The organism is Variovorax sp. CAN15 (genome assembly GCF_030462475.1).
In the GTDB taxonomy this organism is placed as follows: domain Bacteria; phylum Pseudomonadota; class Gammaproteobacteria; order Burkholderiales; family Burkholderiaceae_C; genus Variovorax.
On sequence record NZ_JASMRZ010000033.1, the window covers coordinates 21,179 to 37,919 of the forward strand.

15 protein-coding genes are annotated in these 16,741 nt (G+C 66.1%); 1 reads left to right on the forward strand and 14 read right to left on the reverse strand.

The genetic code is table 11. From position 1 onward, the window contains the following. Positions 1-16: 16 nt before the first annotated feature. The 3 genes from QMO14_RS19705 to QMO14_RS19715 are packed head-to-tail and all read right to left on the reverse strand — an operon-like array spanning position 17 to position 3,414. Positions 17-1,348, reverse strand: a complete 1,332-nt coding sequence (locus QMO14_RS19705) for an efflux RND transporter periplasmic adaptor subunit (protein ID WP_301509145.1) — start codon at positions 1,346-1,348, stop codon at positions 17-19. A gap of 58 nt (positions 1,349-1,406) precedes the next feature. After that, on the reverse strand, positions 1,407-2,882 hold the full coding sequence (locus QMO14_RS19710; RefSeq protein ID WP_301509146.1) for an efflux transporter outer membrane subunit: 1,476 nt from the start codon (positions 2,880-2,882) through the stop codon (positions 1,407-1,409). Next, positions 2,875-3,414: a MarR family winged helix-turn-helix transcriptional regulator gene (locus QMO14_RS19715; RefSeq protein WP_301509147.1), complete on the reverse strand. Its 540-nt coding sequence runs from the start codon at positions 3,412-3,414 to the stop codon at positions 2,875-2,877. Before QMO14_RS19715 ends, QMO14_RS19710 begins: the two co-directional genes overlap by 8 nt. A 76-nt stretch (positions 3,415-3,490) precedes the next feature. Here QMO14_RS19715 and QMO14_RS19720 point away from each other — a divergent pair, with 76 nt between their 5' ends. Beyond that, positions 3,491-5,275: an ABC transporter transmembrane domain-containing protein gene (locus tag QMO14_RS19720; protein ID WP_301509148.1), complete on the forward strand. Its 1,785-nt coding sequence runs from the start codon at positions 3,491-3,493 to the stop codon at positions 5,273-5,275. A gap of 25 nt (positions 5,276-5,300) precedes the next feature. Here the strand turns inward: QMO14_RS19720 and QMO14_RS19725 are convergent, their stop codons facing one another. The 11 genes from QMO14_RS19725 to nuoG form a co-directional block, all read right to left on the reverse strand. Then, positions 5,301-5,762, reverse strand: coding sequence for a DUF1178 family protein (locus QMO14_RS19725; RefSeq protein WP_301509149.1), 462 nt, complete (start codon positions 5,760-5,762; stop codon positions 5,301-5,303). An 8-nt stretch (positions 5,763-5,770) separates the two neighbouring features. After that, complete coding sequence (locus QMO14_RS19730) at positions 5,771-6,385, reverse strand: NUDIX domain-containing protein (RefSeq protein ID WP_301509150.1); 615 nt, start codon at positions 6,383-6,385, stop codon at positions 5,771-5,773. Positions 6,386-6,425: 40 nt separating this feature from the next. After that, positions 6,426-6,731: a DUF2818 family protein gene (locus tag QMO14_RS19735; RefSeq protein WP_301509151.1), complete on the reverse strand. Its 306-nt coding sequence runs from the start codon at positions 6,729-6,731 to the stop codon at positions 6,426-6,428. A 15-nt stretch (positions 6,732-6,746) separates the two neighbouring features. Further along, entirely contained in the window at positions 6,747-8,234 is a 1,488-nt protein-coding gene (gene nuoN, locus QMO14_RS19740; protein ID WP_301509152.1) for an NADH-quinone oxidoreductase subunit NuoN, read from the reverse strand. Between the two features lie 24 nt (positions 8,235-8,258). Continuing rightward, on the reverse strand, positions 8,259-9,737 hold the full coding sequence (locus QMO14_RS19745) for an NADH-quinone oxidoreductase subunit M (protein WP_301509153.1): 1,479 nt from the start codon (positions 9,735-9,737) through the stop codon (positions 8,259-8,261). 24 nt (positions 9,738-9,761) lie between these two features. Further along, positions 9,762-11,801: an NADH-quinone oxidoreductase subunit L gene (nuoL, locus tag QMO14_RS19750; protein ID WP_301509154.1), complete on the reverse strand. Its 2,040-nt coding sequence runs from the start codon at positions 11,799-11,801 to the stop codon at positions 9,762-9,764. 144 nt (positions 11,802-11,945) lie between these two features. Continuing rightward, positions 11,946-12,254 (reverse strand): NADH-quinone oxidoreductase subunit NuoK, encoded by a 309-nt coding sequence (nuoK, locus tag QMO14_RS19755; RefSeq protein WP_019653383.1) that lies wholly within the window; start codon positions 12,252-12,254, stop codon positions 11,946-11,948. Further along, positions 12,251-12,907, reverse strand: a complete 657-nt coding sequence (locus QMO14_RS19760; protein WP_301509155.1) for an NADH-quinone oxidoreductase subunit J — start codon at positions 12,905-12,907, stop codon at positions 12,251-12,253. The genes nuoK and QMO14_RS19760 overlap by 4 nt, the downstream gene beginning before the upstream one ends. A gap of 38 nt (positions 12,908-12,945) precedes the next feature. Beyond that, positions 12,946-13,467 carry an NADH-quinone oxidoreductase subunit NuoI gene (nuoI, locus tag QMO14_RS19765; RefSeq protein WP_019653385.1) on the reverse strand — a complete coding sequence of 174 codons (522 nt, stop codon included), beginning with the start codon at positions 13,465-13,467 and terminating at the stop codon, positions 12,946-12,948. Between the two features lie 15 nt (positions 13,468-13,482). Next, positions 13,483-14,559, reverse strand: coding sequence for an NADH-quinone oxidoreductase subunit NuoH (nuoH, locus tag QMO14_RS19770; protein ID WP_301509183.1), 1,077 nt, complete (start codon positions 14,557-14,559; stop codon positions 13,483-13,485). Further along, positions 14,559-16,730, reverse strand: a complete 2,172-nt coding sequence (gene nuoG / locus QMO14_RS19775) for an NADH-quinone oxidoreductase subunit NuoG (RefSeq protein WP_301509156.1) — start codon at positions 16,728-16,730, stop codon at positions 14,559-14,561. The genes nuoH and nuoG overlap by 1 nt, the downstream gene beginning before the upstream one ends. Positions 16,731-16,741 lie beyond the last annotated feature (11 nt).

The window sequence follows — 16,741 nt, forward strand, 5'->3', positions numbered from 1 at the left end:
ACGAACGCTCGCGCGATCAGCCCGGCTGGCCCTGCACTGCCACGGACGTGTTGCCCGCGGGCGCGGCGGGTGCCTTGGCGGGTGCGGCGGCCGTGGCCGGAGCACCGCTCTTGCCCCCGAGGTTGGCCGCGACGATGCGCTCCACTTCGGCGTCGGCGCCCCGATCGAGCTGGCTGTAGACAGTCGTCTGCGCCAGGGCACTGGCGCGCGGCGCGTCGGCGAGCATCTTGCCGCTCTTTTGCGAGATGTCGATCTCGGCGTCCATCGACAGCCCGATACGCAGCGGGTTGGCCTTGAGTTGCTCGGGGTCGAGCGCGATGCGCACGGGCACGCGCTGCACCACCTTGATCCAGTTGCCGGTGGCGTTCTGCGCGGGCAGCAGCGCAAAGGCACTGCCGGTGCCCACGCCCAGGCCGGCGACCTTGCCGGTGTACTCGACCTTCTTGCCGTACACGTCGGCGGTGAGTTTCACGGGCTGGTCGATGCGGATGTTGCGCAGCTGCACTTCCTTGAAGTTGGCGTCGACCCACAGCTGGTTGAGCGGAACGATCGACATCATTGGCGTTCCGGCGGCGACGCGCTGGCCGAGCTGCACGGTGCGCTTGGCGACGTAGCCGTCGACCGGCGCGGGCATGACGACGCGCTGCGTGGCCAGGTAGGCCTCGCGCACCTTGGCGGCGGCGGCCTGCACGCTCGGGTGCTGGGCCACGCTGGTGCCTTCGGTCAGCGACTGGTTGCTGACCAGCGCTTCCTTCGCGGCGACGACGCCGGCCTGCGCGGCGGCGAGCTGGCTCCTGGCGGTCTGGAGCTGGGTCTCGGCGTGGTTGAGTTCTTCCTTCGAGACGGCGCCGTTGCCCGACAGCGCGCGGCGGCGCTGCAGGTCGTCCTGCGCCTTGGCGATGTCGCTCTGCGCCTTGACGATGTCGGCCTGTCGCAACGTGACCTGCGCGGCCAGCGAGCCGTTGTTTGCGTACAGCGTGCGCACCTGGCGCACGGCCTGCGCGAGCGCGGCCTCGGCCTGCTCGAGCGACACCTTGGCGTCGGCGGGGTCGAGCTTCACCAGCGGCTGACCGGCCTTCACGAAGTCGGTGTCGTCGGCGTTGATGGCCATCACGGTACCGCCGATCTGCGGCGTGATCTGGATGACGTTGCCCGAGACGTAGGCGTTGTCGGTGTCCTCGTAGTGGCTGGCGACCAGCCATTCGTAGAGGCCCCAGCCGCCGCCGGCGACGATGACCACCGCGGCGAGCGCGGTAAGGGCGCGGCGGCGCTTGCCGTTGCCGGCGGGCGCCTCGGGGGCTGCGGAAGCTGCTGCAGCAGCGGGCGTCGGAGTGTTGTTGTCGCTCATGATGAAGTTCTTTCCGAAGACGAAGAAGTCGGGCCGGGCTGAATCCGGGTTGTTTCCGTCAGTTCAGCGGGGCCGAGGAAGCCGATGCCGTGGCGGTGGCCGGGGGCTGCCAGCCGCCGCCGAGCGCGCGCGCCAGGCCCACCTGGGTGTCGAGCGCGCGGGCCGCGAGGTCGACCGCGAGGCGGCGCTGGGCCAGCACTGCCGTTTCGGCCGTCAGCACGTTGAGGTAGTTGCCGAGGCCCGCGCGGTAGCGCTGCACGGCGATGTCGTAGGCGCCTTCGGCCGCGGTCTGCGCGGCGCGCTGCTCCGCCTGCTGGCGCGTGATCGACTGGGCGCTGGTCACCTGGTCGGCCGCGTCGCGCACCGCGTCGATCACGGTGGCGTTGTAGCTCTCGACGGCGGCGTCGAGGTCGGCCGACTTGCCGCGCAGGTTGGCGCGCAGCTTGCCGCCCTCGAAGATCGGCAGGCTGATGGCCGGGCCCACGCCCCACTGCTCGCTGCCCGACTTCAGCAGCTTGCCGAAGCCCAGGCTCTGGAAGCCGACGAAGGCCGTGAGGTTCACGTTGGGATAGAAGAGCGTCTTGGCGTTGGCCACGTCGCTGGTGGCCGCTTCGACGCGCCAGCGCGCGGCGGCGATGTCGGCGCGGCGGCCGAGCAGGTCGGCCGGAATGTTCGCCTGCAGCGCCATCGGCTTCACGCCGTCGAGCACCGGCGGCTTGAGCGAGGTGGTGACGTTCGGCTGGCCCACGAGCGCGTCGAGCGCGTGCTGTTGCAGCGCGATCTGCTCGTTGAGAGCCTCGATCTGCTGGCGGGCTTCGGGCAGGCCGCCTTCGCTCTGGCGCAGTTCGAGGCGGGTGTCGAGGCCGGCGGAGACTCGGTCGCGCACCAGCTTCAGCGTTTCGTCGCGCTGAGCCAGCGTGCGCTTGGCAACGGTGAGCTGGTCGTTCAGGCGAGCCCACTGGAAGTAGCTGCGGGCCACGTTGCTCGCCAGCAGCACGCGGGCTGCGTCGGCGTCGGCGGCGGCTGCATTGGTGGCGCCGATGGCGGTGTCGAGTGCGGTGCGGTTCTTGCCGAAGAAGTCGAGTTCCCAGCTCGCGCCCAGCTGCAGCAGGCCGATGTTCTGGGTGGAGCCGCCCAGCGGCGCCGGGTAGATGTAGTTGGTGTTGAACTTCTGGCGGTTCAGGTCGAGCTCGCCCTTGACCTGCGGCTTGAGCGCGGCGCCGGCGATATCGGCCGAGGCCTGCGCGCGCGCAAGGCGGGCCTGCGCGACCTGCAGGTTGGGGTTGCCGGCCACCGCCTGGTCGATGAGCAAGTTGAGTTGCGAATCGCCGAAGGCCAGCCACCACTGGCTGTCGAGCCGCGACACCGGAACGGCGGCGCTGTCGGGCGCGATGCCGAGGGAGGCCGCATCGCGCAACCTGGCCTGCGAGCCGATGCCGGACATGTCGGCACAGCCGGCAAGCGCGACAACCAGCAGCGCGGCGGCGACGACGGGAGTGCGACGCACGGCGCGCACGGCGAGGGAATCAGTCATTTTTATCTCCACGGGCCGCGAGGGCCTGGGCGTTGTCGAGGATGCGGCGCAGATAGCCCTTGAGCTGCTCCCATTCCTCGGTGGTGAAACCTGCGAGGTGCGCGTTCTGCACCCTGCTGAGCACGTGCGGCACTTCCTTGGCGGCGGCGCGGCCTTCGTCGGTGAGCTCGATGTTGACCACGCGGCGGTCTTCGAGCGAGCGCACCCGGCGGCACAGGCCCTTGACCTCGAGGCGATCGAGCAGTCGCGTCATGGCGCCGGTGTCGAGTTCGCAGGCACGGGCCAGTTCGGCCACCGTGGTGGCCGCGCCGACGTGCAGCTTGTAGAGAGGCACCCACTGCGGATAGGTGGGGCTGCCCGGTTCGCACATGCGGGTTTCGACCGACTGGCCGACCGCAGTGACGATGCGGCGCATGAGGTAGCCGATGCTTTCCTCGGCGCGATATGTTTCGGGGCTGTAGAAGGCGACGGGTGCACGACGCTCCTCACCGGGGGGCACCGGCGGGTTTTGAGGGGTGTTGGCATCGCTCATGGCCGAAATATTAGTTGCCTCGGCAATTATTGTCAAGGCTACCTTTGTAGAGGCAAGGGATCGGTAGAATCGGCACATGGCTTCCTCCCCACCGTCTTCCATGGCCAAGGGCTCGCCCCGATCGCTTTCGGGCCTGAGCCCTTTTCTTCGCCCCTACCGCGTGCAGATCGTGCTGGCGGGCGTCTTCCTGGTGATGGCGGCGGTCACCACGCTGGCTTTTCCTATCGCCTTGCGAAGCTTGATTGACAACGGCCTGATCAGCCCCGACAAAGGCGCCCAGACCATGGCGCTGCGCGAGCACTTCGGCGCCCTCTTCGCCGTGGCCGTGGCGCTGGGTGTGTTCTCGGCGGCGCGCTTCTATACGGTGAGCTGGCTGGGCGAGCGCGTGACGGCCGACATCCGCAACGCCGTCTACGGCCATGTGCTCAAGCAGAGCCCCGCCTTCTTCGAGACCACGCAGACCGGCGAGGTGCTGTCGCGCCTGACGGCCGACACCACGCTGGTGCAGACGGTCGTCGGCTCGTCGCTGAGCATGGGCCTGCGCAATGCGGTGATGGGCGTGGGCGCCCTGGCAGTGCTGATCTGGACCAACCCCTACGTGATGGTGCAGGTGCTGGGCATCCTCGTGCTGGTGGTACTGCCGAGCATGGTGTTCGGCCGCCGCGTGCGCAAGCTGTCGCGCGCCAGCCAGGACCGCGTGGCCGATTCGAGCGCCATCGCCGCCGAAGTGCTGAACGCCATTCCTGTGGTTCAGAGCTACACGGCCGAAGGCCGCGAGGCCGCGCGCTTCAGCGGCTCGACCGAGAACGCCTTCCGCACCGCCGTGCGTCGCACCAAGGCCCGATCGGTGCTGGTGGCCTTCATCATCATCGCAACCTCGGCGGCGCTGCTCTGGGGCCTCTACCAGGGCACGCAGGCGGTGCTGCGCGGCGATATCACGGCCGGCCACCTGGGCCAGACTGTCCTCTATGTGGCCATCCTCGCCAGCGCGACCGCCGTGCTCGGCGAGGTGTACGGCGACCTGCTGCGCGCTGCCGGCGCGACCGAGCGGCTGATGGAGCTGCTGCACGCGCCCGCGGCCATCGTGTCCCCCGCCAACCCGGTGGCCGCGCCGGTACCCGTCGCGGGGAGCGCGATCAAGTTCGACGCGGTGACCTTCCACTACCCTTCCCGCCCCGGCACGCCGGCCTTGCGCGACTTCAGCCTCGAAGTCGCGCCTGGCGAAACCGTTGCGCTGGTGGGATCGAGCGGCGCCGGCAAGAGCACCGTGTTCCAGCTGCTGCTGCGCTACTACGACCCGCAAACGGGCCGGGTGCTGCTCGACGGCGCGCCGCTGGCCTCGCTGGCCCTGCCCGAGCTGCGCACCCGCATCGGCCTCGTGCCGCAGGACGCGGTGATCTTCTCGGCCAGCGCCCTCGAGAACATCCGCTACGGCAACCCCGAGGCCACGGCCGAGGAAGTGCAGGCAGCCGCCCGCGCAGCCTTCGCCCACGACTTCCTGCTGGCCCTGCCCGAGGGCTACGACACCTTCCTCGGCGAGCGCGGCGTGCGGCTTTCGGGCGGGCAGCGCCAGCGCATCGCGATCGCGCGCGCGATCCTAAAGAACCCGCCGCTGCTGCTGCTCGACGAAGCCACCAGCGCGCTCGACGCGGAAAGCGAGCGCATGGTGCAGGCAGCACTCGAGTCGGCGATGGAGAACCGGACCACGCTGGTGATCGCGCACCGCCTGGCAACGGTGCAGAAAGCCGACCGCATCGTGGTGCTGGACCATGGCGGGATCGTCGAACAGGGAACCCACGCGGCGCTGGTTGCACAGGGCGGCGTGTATGCGCGGCTGGCCGCGCTCCAGTTCACGGCCTGAACAAGCCGCGCTCCCCAGTCAGTTATTACTGCAGGGTTTCTTTCAGCGCCGCCGGGATAGGGAGCGCCATCACCGGAATGCCCTCGTCGAGCAGTGCCTCGGTCTGCTCGGGCGTGGCCTGCCCGCGGATGCCGCGCTCGGGCGTCTCGCCGTAGTGCATCTTCCGGGCTTCGTCGGCAAAGCGCTCGCCGACGTCCTCGGTCTTCGCCAGCACCTCGCGCACGGCGCGCATCCAGCGGGCTTCGGGCGAGGGATCGGCGGGAACGTTGGAAGCAGCAGCAGCGGGAGCAGCCGCGGCAGCCCCCTGCGGCGCCCTGGCATTGCCCAGGTTGAGGCGCGGCGCGCTCAGCAGCTTGACGATGGCGGTGTCGCCGCAGACCGGGCATTCGACCAGGCCGGACGCCAGCTGGGTCTCGAAGTCCTCGCTCGAGGCGAACCAGCCTTCGAAGCCGTGGCCGTGGGTGCAGCGGAGATCGAGTACCTTCATGGCGCGGATTATCCCGCGCTGCCTTGTGCGGGTGCAGGCTGCCAGTCCAGCGCCCATGCGCCCGAAAGGACGTTCTGCAGCCACAGCGTGCAGGTCAACGTCTTGGCGTCGGTGACCTTGCCTTCGCGGCACCAGCCGGCCAGCTCATCGGGCGTAGCCGTGAACACGTCGAGGAACTCGCCGTGGTCGAGCTGCCGCTCGCCGAGCGAGAGCCCGCGCGAGAAGTAGATGTGGATGATCTCCGTCGAATACGCCACCGCGAGGTGCATCGCCCCCGCGTAGGCCCATTCGCGCGCGGTGTAGCCGGTTTCCTCGATCAGCTCGCGCCGGCCGCAGTCGAACGGGTCCTCGCCCGCGTCGAGCTTGCCCGCGGGAAACTCGATCATCACGTGGCCGACCGGATAGCGGAACTGCCGCTCCAGCACCACGCGGCCGTCGTCGAGAAGCGGAATCACCACCACCGCGCCCGGATGCAGCACGTATTCGCGCGTGGCACTGTGGCCGTCGGGCAGGCGGATGGTGTCGCGCCGGGCCTTCAGGAACTTGCCCTCGAACAGCTCCTCGCGGCTCAGGAGCTCTTCCTTCAGGTGCGAATCGGCGGTGTCGGTGGGCTTGGTGGTCATGTCGTCGTTGCCAGTCTCGATGCCTGTATCAATACCTGTGTCAATGCCTGTGCTTCATCAGGTAGCGCCAGGTGAACCCCGGAAAGGCCAGCACGATGAACAGCGCGCCGGTCACCGCATAGAACTCCCAGCCCTGCGCCGCGATCTGCCCTGCCCTGCGCTCGAACAGCAGCCCGACGCCGCCGGCCAGAAAGTACAAGACCACCAGTTCGGCGAGGCGCACCGCGAGCGACTTGGAAACAGTCGCCAGCGGCACGACGCCGAACAGGCGGTCGTTGAAGAACGGCAGGTTGGCGGCCGCCAGGGCCACCAGCAGAACGACCCAGACCGACGCGGTTTGCGACACCCGAGGTCGGCCGCGTCAGTGGGCCAGCGTGGCCACGATCGCGTCGTAGCACAGCGTCATCAGTCCGCCGGGCACGATGCCCAGGATCAGGATCAGCGCGCCGTTGATCGTGAGCACGGTGCGCACGTCGCGCGGTGCCGACACGGTGGTGGCCGTGACGGGAGCGTCGAAGTACATGACCTTGACCACGCGCAGGTAGTAGAACGCGCCGATCAGCGACATCATCACCGCGAACACGGCCAGGCCGATGTAGATGGCGTGGCCCGAGGCGATCAGCGCCTGCAGCACGGCCAGCTTCGCGTAGAAGCCGACCAGCGGCGGCAGGCCGGCCAGCGAGAACATCGCGATCGACATCACGCCGGCGTACAGCGGGCTGCGCTGGTTCAGGCCCGCGAGGTCGGTGATCTCCTCGCTCTCGAAGCCTTCGCGCGCCAGCAGCAGGATGATGCCGAAGCTCGCCAGCGTGGTCAGCACGTAGGTCACGATGTAGAACATCGAGGCGCTGTAGGCGTACTGGGCGTTGTAGGTGCCCTGCTGGTCCGAGCCGGCGACAAGGCCGAGGAGCATGAAGCCCATCTGCGAGATCGTCGAGTACGCCAGCATGCGCTTCAGGTTGCTCTGCGCGATGGCGGCCAGATTGCCGACCAGCAGCGAGGCGATGGCCAGCACGGCGAGCATCTGCTGCCAGTCGATGGCCAGCGGCTGCAGCGCGTCGACCAGCAGGCGGATGATGATCGCGAAGGCGGCCAGCTCGGGCGCCGCGCCGATCAGCAAAGTGATCGCGGTCGGTGCGCCCTGGTAGACGTCGGGCACCCACATGTGGAACGGAGCGGCACCCACCTTGAAGGCCAGGCCGGCGACGATGAAGACGAGGCCGAACACCAGCACCTGATGATTCACCTTGCCGCTGGCGATGGTCTTGAACACCTCGTTCACGTCGAGCGAACCGGTCGCACCGTACATCATCGACAGGCCATAGAGCAGGAAGCCGCTGGCCATGGCGCCGAGCACGAAGTACTTCATGGCGGCTTCGCTGGCCACCGCGTTGTCGCGGCGCAGGGCCACCAGCGCGTAGCTGGACAGCGTCAGCAGCTCGAGGCCCAGGTAGATCAGCAGGAAGTTGCTGCCCGAGATCATCACGAACATGCCCAGCAGCGCGAACATGCTGATGGTGAACATCTCGCCGCCGCGCAGCATCTCGCGGTCAGCCGCGTAGGGACGGCCGTAGACCAGCGTGACCATCAGGGCGACGGTGGCGAAGCACTTGAGCCAGTTGCCCATCGGGTCGCTGACGACCATGCCGCCGAAACCATAGATGGTCTTGGCGTCGGCGGCCTGCAGGCCCGACAGCACGGCGATCACGGCCAGCGTGGCAAGCGTCAGCACATACGTGCGGGTACGGCGCGGGTTCGTGTCCGACAGGTCGACCAGCGCAATGATGCAGGCCATGACCAGCAACACGATTTCGGGGTAGATCGTGACCCAGCTGAGTTTGTCAATCATCTCGTTCTCTTCTTCAGCGTGGCATCAGGAGGGCAGCTTCGAAACTGCCACGTGGCGCAGCAGCTCGGTCACCGAGGCATCCATCGCGTCGGTGAACGGCTTCGGGAACAGGCCCATCCACAGCACGGCGATGGCCAGCAGGGCCAGCATCAGGAATTCGCGGGCATTGATGTCCTTGAGTTCCTTGACGTGGTCGTTGCCGACCGGGCCAAGGTACACGCGCTTGTACATCCACAAGGTGTAGGCCGCGCCGAAGATCAGAGCGGTGGCGGCGCCAAGGCCGATCCAGAAGTTGGCCTTGACGGCACCCAGGATCACCATCCACTCGCCCACGAAACCAGCGGTGCCCGGCAGGCCGCAGTTGGCCATGGCGAACAGCAGCGCGAACGCGGCGAACTTGGGCATGGTGTTGACCACGCCGCCGTAGTCGGCGATCTGGCGCGAGTGCACGCGGTCGTACAGCACGCCGATGCCCAGGAACATGGCGCCCGACACGAAGCCGTGCGCAATCATCTGCACGATGCCGCCGGACACGCCGAGCTCGTTGAAGATGAAGAAGCCGAGCGTCACGAAGCCCATGTGGGCAACCGACGAGTAAGCCACCAGCTTCTTCATGTCCTGCTGCACCAGCGCAACCAGGCCCACGTAGATCACGGCGATCAGCGACAGCGCGATCATGAGCCAGGCCCATTCGTGCGAAGCGTCGGGCGCGATCGGCATGGAGAAGCGCAGGAAACCGTAGGCACCCAGCTTCAGCATGATCGCGGCCAGCACGGCGGAGCCGCCGGTGGGCGCCTCGACGTGCACGTCGGGCAGCCAGGTGTGCACCGGCCACATCGGCACCTTCACGGCGAAGGCGGCGAAGAAGGCGAAGAACAGGAAGGTCTGCGCGGTCGAACCCAGCGGCAGCTTGTGCCAGGCCAGGATGTCGAAGCTGCCGCCCGACTTGTTGTACAGGAAGATCAGCGCCACCAGCATCAGCAGCGAGCCGAGCAAGGTGTACAGGAAGAACTTGAACGCCGCGTAGATCTTGTTCGGGCCGCCCCAGATACCGATGATCAGGTACATCGGGATCAGCGTGGCTTCGAAGAACACGTAGAACAGCACGCCATCGAGCGCGGCGAAAACGCCGATCATGAAGCCCGACAGGATCAGGAACGCGCCCATGTACTGGTTCACGCGCTCGGTGATCACTTCCCAGGCGGAAATGACGACGATGACCGTGATGAACGACGTCAGCAGCACCAGCCAGAGCGACAGGCCGTCGACCCCGAGGTGATAGTTGACGTTGAAGCGCGCGATCCAGCTCGTCTTCTCGACGAACTGCATCGCGGCGGTGCCGTTCTGGAAGCGCGTGAACAGCGGGACCGTGACCAGGAAGCTCACGATGGAACCGACGAGCGCGACCCAGCGCACGCCCTTGGCATGCTCGTCACGGCCAAACGCCAGCAGCGCGGCACCGAATGCGATCGGCACCCAGATGGCAAGGCTCAACAAACCCATTTTTCTTTTTCTCCAGCGCTAGGCTCAGCGTTTGAACCAGACGAAGTACGTCATCAGGATGAAGATGCCGAGCAGCATCGCGAAGGCGTAGTGGTAGATGTAGCCCGACTGCATCCAGCGCACCACGCCAGAGATACGTCCCACGATCTTCCAGGAACCGTTCACCACGGCACCGTCGATCAGGGCCTGGTCGCCGCCCTTCCACAGCCCGGTGCCGAGGGCACGCGTGGCGCGGGCGATGACGTTCTCGTTGAACCAGTCCATGTAGTACTTGTTCTCGAGCAGACGGTAGATCGGGCCGAAGGCGCGCTTGATCGCCGCCGGCAGCGCCGGGTTGATCATGTACATGTACCAGGACATCACCACGCCGGCCAGCGCCAGCCAGAACGGCGCAGTCGTCAGGCCGTGCATGGCCATGGCCACGGGACCGTGGAAGCCCTCTTCCAGCTCCTTCATGGCATGGTGCTTGGCGCCGTCCACGAAGATCGCGTTCTTGAAGAATTCGCCGAACAGCATCGGCTCGATCGTCATGAAGCCGATCACCACCGACGGAATGGCCAGCAGCACCAGCGGCAGCCAGACCACCCAGGGCGACTCGTGCGGCTTCTGGTCATGGCCGTGGCCGTGGCCATGATCGTCATGACCGTGCCCATGATCGTCATGGTGCGCGTCGGGGTTCTGGTCGTAGCGTTCCTTGCCGTGGAAGACCAGGAAGTACATGCGGAACGAATAGAACGCCGTGATGAACACGCCGGCGAGCACCGAGTAGTACGCGAAGTTCGCGCCCCACAGGTGGCTTTCGTGCACCGCTTCGATGATGCTGTCCTTCGAGTAGAAGCCGGCGAAGAACGGCGTGCCGATCAGCGCGAGCGAACCCAGCAACGAGGTGATCCAGGTGATGGGCATGTACTTGCGCACGCCGCCCATCCAGCGGATGTCCTGGTTGTGGTGCATGCCGATGATGACCGAGCCCGCGCCGAGGAACAGCAGCGCCTTGAAGAACGCGTGCGTCATCAGGTGGAACACCGCGACCGAGTAGGCCGAGGCGCCCAGCGCCACCGTCATGTAGCCGAGCTGCGAGAGCGTCGAGTACGCGACCACGCGCTTGATGTCGTTCTGGATGATGCCCAGGAACCCCATGAACAGCGCGGTGATGGCGCCGATCACGAGGATGAAGCTCAGTGCCGTGTCGCTCAGCTCGAACAGCGGCGACATGCGCGCCACCATGAAGATGCCGGCCGTCACCATCGTTGCCGCGTGGATCAGCGCGGAGATGGGGGTCGGGCCCTCCATCGAGTCGGGCAGCCACACGTGCAGGGGGAACTGCGCGCTCTTGCCCATCGCGCCGATGAACAGGCAGATGCAGATCACCGTGATAAGCATCCACTCGGTGCCCGGGAAGGTGATGCCGGCCAGCGTGCCCGCCTTGGCGAAGGCTTCGGTGTAGTTCAGCGTACCGGCGTAGGCGGCGATCAGGCCGATGCCCAGGATGAAGCCGAAGTCGCCCACGCGGTTGACCAGGAAGGCCTTCATGTTCGCGAAGATCGCGGTCGGCTTGTTGAACCAGAAACCGATCAGCAGGTACGACACCAGGCCCACCGCCTCCCAGCCGAAGAACAGCTGGAGCATGTTGTTGCTCATGACGAGCATCAGCATCGAGAAGGTGAACAGCGAGATGTACGCGAAGAAGCGGTTGTAGCCTTCGTCTTCTTCCATGTAGCCGATGGTGTAGATGTGGACCATCAGCGACACGAAGGTCACGACGCACATCATCATCGCGGTGAGGCCGTCGACCATGAAGCCGACTTCCATCTTCAGGCCGCCGACCACCATCCATTCGTAGATGGTCTGGTTGAAGCGGGCGCCGTCGGCGATCACGCTCTTGAGCGTCATCGCCGAGATGATGAAGGCGACCAGCACGCCAAGGATGGTCAGCGAATGCGTGACCTTGCGGCCGATGTGATTGCCGCCGAACTTCGTGCCGAACACGCCGGCGAGGGCTGCGCCGACCAGGGGTGCCAGCGGAACGGCCAGCAGTGTGGATGCGGAAAGGGTTGAACTCATACGTTTGTTCTTTTCAATGGCTCCAGGGCCGCACATCACACGCGCACAACCCAGCAGCTGCCGCAGAACCGGCTTTGCCGGGCTGCTCGCAGCGCCCCCGAAGGGGGTTGGCGAAGCGACACGAAGTGCGCGAAGACTGGGGGATCATCCTTTTAACGAGTTGAGTTCGTCGACGTTGATGTTCGACTTGTTGCGGAACAGCAGCACCAGCAGTGCCAGCCCGATGGCCGACTCGGCCGCGGCCACCGTCAGAATGAAGAACACGAAGATCTGTCCGTGCATGTCGCCCAGGAAGTGGGAGAACGCCACGAAGTTCATGTTGACCGCCAGCAGCATCAGCTCGATGGCCATCAGCAGCACGATCAGATTCTTGCGGTTCAGAAAGATGCCGATCACGGACAGCGCGAAGAGCATCGCGCCGAGCGAAAGAAAGTGTCCGAGCGTGAGCGTCATGCCTTGTTTTCCTTTGCCGCGTCCGCAGTTGCTGCTTCAGCCACCGGTTCGGCTGCGCGGGTCGCGGGCATCTGCACGATGCGCACGCGGTCACGCGCCTTCACGCGAACCTGATCGGCTGGGTTGGTGTACTTGCTGTCCTTTCGAGTGCGCAGCGTCAAGGCAATGGCTGCCACGATGGCCACGAGCAGGATGACAGCGGCAATCTCGAGCGGATACAGATATTGCGAATACAGCAGCTTGCCGAGTTCGAGCGTGTTCGAGCTGTCGGCGGCCATCGCGCCGCTGGCGACGCGTGCTTCGCCAAGGCGGAAGCCGCCCATCAGCACGGCAGCCATTTCGAGCGCGATCAGCGCGCCTACGCCCGCCGCCAGCGGAAAGTGCTTCCAGAAGCCCTCTCGCAAGCTGTCGACGTTGATGTCCAGCATCATCACCACGAACAGGAACAGCACCATCACCGCGCCCACATACACGAGCACGAGCGAGATCGCGAGGAACTCGGCGCGCAGCAGCAGCCAGATGGCCGATGCCTGGAAGAAGGCCAGAACCAGGTACAGCGCTGCGTACACGGGGTTGCGGGCGGTGATGACGCGGAACGCTGCAAACAGCAGCACCACGGCAAACAGATAGAACAGACCGGTCTTGACGTCCATTGGAATTCGAATTGGTACGGGGTTCGGGCTGGTCGGAATCAGCGGTACTTGGCGTCAGCCGCCTTGTTCGCTGCGATTTCTTTTTCGTAGCGATCACCAACGGCCAGCAGCATGTCCTTGGTGAAGTACAGGTCGCCGCGCTTTTCGCCGTGGTATTCGAAGATGTGCGTCTCGACGATCGAGTCCACCGGGCAGCTTTCTTCGCAGAAGCCGCAGAAGATGCACTTGGTCAGGTCGATGTCGTAGCGCGTGGTGCGGCGCGAGCCGTCGTCGCGCACGTCCGATTCGATGGTGATGGCCAGCGCCGGGCAGACGGCCTCGCAGAGCTTGCAGGCGATGCAGCGCTCTTCGCCGTTCTCATAGCGGCGCAGCGCGTGCAGGCCGCGAAAGCGCGGCGACAGCGGCGTCTTCTCCTCGGGGAACTGCACCGTGATCTTGCGGGCAAAGGCGTACTTGCCGGTGATGGCCAGGCCCTTGAACAACTCGAACAGCATGAAGCTGCTCAGAAAGTCCTTGAGCGAGAAAGGCGCGGACGGTGTTGCAGTGTGCGCAGCAGACATTGTTGGCGCTCCCTGTTATTTCCAGATGTTGAACGGCGTCTGCATCCAGCCACCGACCACGACCAGCCACACGAGGGTGACTGGAATGAAGATCTTCCAGCCCAGACGCATGATCTGGTCATAGCGGAAGCGCGGGAACGTCGAACGCACCCACAGGAACATGGTGACCACGCAGAAGGTCTTGAGGCCCAGCCAGATCCAGCCCGGGATGAAGCTCAGGAACTCGAACGGGGGCAGCCACCCGCCGAGGAACAGCACCACGGTCAGGATCGAGACGAGCCACATGTTGGCGTACTCCGCCAGGAAGAACATCGCGAAGCTCATGCCCGAGTACTCGATCATGTGGCCGGCCACGATTTCGGATTCGCCCTCCACCACGTCGAACGGGTGGCGGTTGGTTTCGGCGAGGCCCGAGATGAAGTAGACGACGAAGATCGGCAGCAGCGGCAGCCAGTTCCACGACAGGAAACCGACGCCCAAGTTGGCGAACATGCCCTTGCCCTGCACGTTGACGATCTCGGTCATGTTCAGGCTGCCGGTGACCATCAGCACCACGACGAAGCAGAAGCCCATCGCGATTTCGTAGCTCACCATCTGCGCCGAGGCGCGCAGCGCGCCCAGGAAGGCGTACTTCGAGTTCGATGCCCAGCCGGCGATGATCACGCCGTACACCTCGAGCGAGGTGATGGCCATCACGAACAGCAGGCCGGCATTGATGTTGGCCAGCGCCACGTCGGGGCCGAAGGGAATCACGGCCCATGCGGCGAGCGCCGGCATGATGGTCATGATCGGGCCGAGCAGGAACAGGCCCTTGTTGGCGACCGTCGGAAGAATGATTTCCTTGGTCATCAGCTTGAGCGCGTCGGCGATCGGCTGGAGCAGGCCCAGCGGGCCGATGCGGTTCGGGCCGATGCGGATCTGCGTGAAGCCGATGGCCTTGCGTTCCCACAGCGTGAGGTACGCCACGGCCAGCATCAGCGGAATGACGACGACGATGATCTTGATCAGCGTCCAGACCACCGGCCAGACCACGCCGGTCCACCAGCCCGCGGCCACCAGGCCCTGGCCGAAGCCATGAATGGTGTCGACGATCATGCCAGTGCCTCCTCGGCACGAGCCGTCACGTTGGCGCCGGCCGATGCGTTGCGCGCGTCGGCGGTCAGTTGCAGCGACGGCGCGCGGCGCACGATCGAATCCAGCTGATAGATGCTCGCGACCACGGGAGCGGCAGCCGCACCGTCGGCAGCGACCGCGCTGGCGGACGTGGCGTTGCTCAGCGCATTCGCGGGCACGGCACCCTTGTCGCCCACGGTGGCCAGCACTTCGGCGGTCGATTCGAACGCGAAGCCGGGCAGGCCCAGCAGGTTGGCCAGCACGCGCAGCACCTTCCAGGCCGGGCGCGTTTCGCCCAGCGGCTTCACGACGGCGTGGAAGCCCTGCAGGCGGCCTTCGGCATTGACGAAAGTGCCAGGCGTTTCGGTGAACGGGGCGATCGGAAGCAGCACGTCGCTGAACTCGAGGTTGGCCTTGAAGGGGCTCAGCGTGACGACCATTTGCGCGTTGCCGATGACATCGGCCGCGGCGGCGCCGGCTGCCGAGTCGAACACCGGCTCGGTGTTCAGCAGCATCACGGCCTTCAGGCCGGAGCCCGCGGCGAGCATGCGGCCGGCATCGAGGCCGCCGTTCTTCGGGAACGCGCCGACGAGTTGCGCGCCCACGGTGTTGGCGGCTTCGGTCAGGTAGCCGACGGTGGCGCCGGTCTGCGCGCCGATCCAGTTCGCCAGCGCCAGCAGGCTGCTGGCTTGGGCGTGGTGGGCGGCGGCGTTGCCGAGCAGCACGGCCTTGCGTTCGCCGCTGAGCAGCGAGGCCGCGATGGCCTTGGCAGCGGCGTCCGGCGCATTCTTCGGAGCCAGCGGCGCGGCTGCGCCATTGGTCTCGCCGATGGCAGCAGCCACGGCGGCCAGCGCCTCGACCCACTGGTCGGCTTCGACGATGGACGACTGCGCCACATCGATGGCCCAGGCGTCGCGGTCGGCCATGAGGCTGGCCGACGTGATCACAGACAGCGCAGCGCCCTTGCGCACGGCCTGGCGGATGCGCTGCGCGAAGAGCGGATGCTCCTTGCGCAGGTTCGAACCGACGACGAGCGCGCGCTGCACCAGCGTGAGCGATGCGATCGAGGTGCCGAGCCAGCGCACGCCTTCGAACGCGCCGAATTCGGCGTTGCGCAGGCGGTAGTCGATGTTGTCGCTGCCGAGCTCACGCGTGAGCATGGCGGCGAGCTGCAGCTCTTCGAGCGTGCTGTGCGGGCTGACCAGCGTGCCGATGCTCTGCGCACCGTGGTCGGCCTTGATCTGCTTCAGGCCATTGGCGACATACTCGAGCGCCGTCTGCCAATCGACCTGCTGCCATTGGCCGCCCTGCTTCAGCATGGGCTGCGTGAGGCGTTCCGGGCCGTTGAGCGCTTCGTACGAGAAGCGGTCGCGGTCGGCGATCCAGCATTCGTTGACGTCTTCGTTCTCGWGCGGCACCACGCGCATCACGCGGTTGTTCTTGACCTGGACGATCAGGTTCGCGCCGGTGGAGTCGTGCGGGCTCACCGACTTGCGGCGCGACAGTTCCCAGGTACGGGCGCTGTAGCGGAAGGGCTTGCTCGTGAGCGCGCCGACCGGGCAGATGTCGATCATGTTGCCCGAGAGTTCGGAGTCGACCGTGTCGCCCACGAAGGTTTCGATTTCGGAATGCTCGCCGCGGTGCGACATGCCGAGCTCCATCACGCCGGCCACTTCCTGGCCGAAGCGGACGCAGCGCGTGCAGTGGATGCAGCGGCTCATTTCTTCCATGCTGATCAGCGGGCCGACGTCCTTGTGGAACACGACGCGCTTTTCCTCTTCATAGCGCGAAGAGGAACCGCCGTAGCCGACGGCCAGGTCCTGCAGCTGGCATTCGCCGCCCTGGTCGCAGATCGGGCAATCCAGCGGGTGGTTGATCAGGAGGAACTCCATGACCGACTGCTGCGCCTTGATGGCCTTCTCGCTCTTGGTGCGGACGATCATGCCCTGCGTGACGGGCGTGGCGCAGGCCGGCATGGGCTTGGGCGCCTTTTCCACGTCCACGAGGCACATGCGGCAGTTGGCCGCGATGCTGAGTTTCTTGTGATAGCAGAAGTGCGGGATGTACGTGCCCGCCTTGTCGGCAGCATGCATCACCATGCTGCCCTCGGTCACTTCGACCTTCTTGCCGTCGAGTTCGATTTCGATCATGAGTGTGTTTC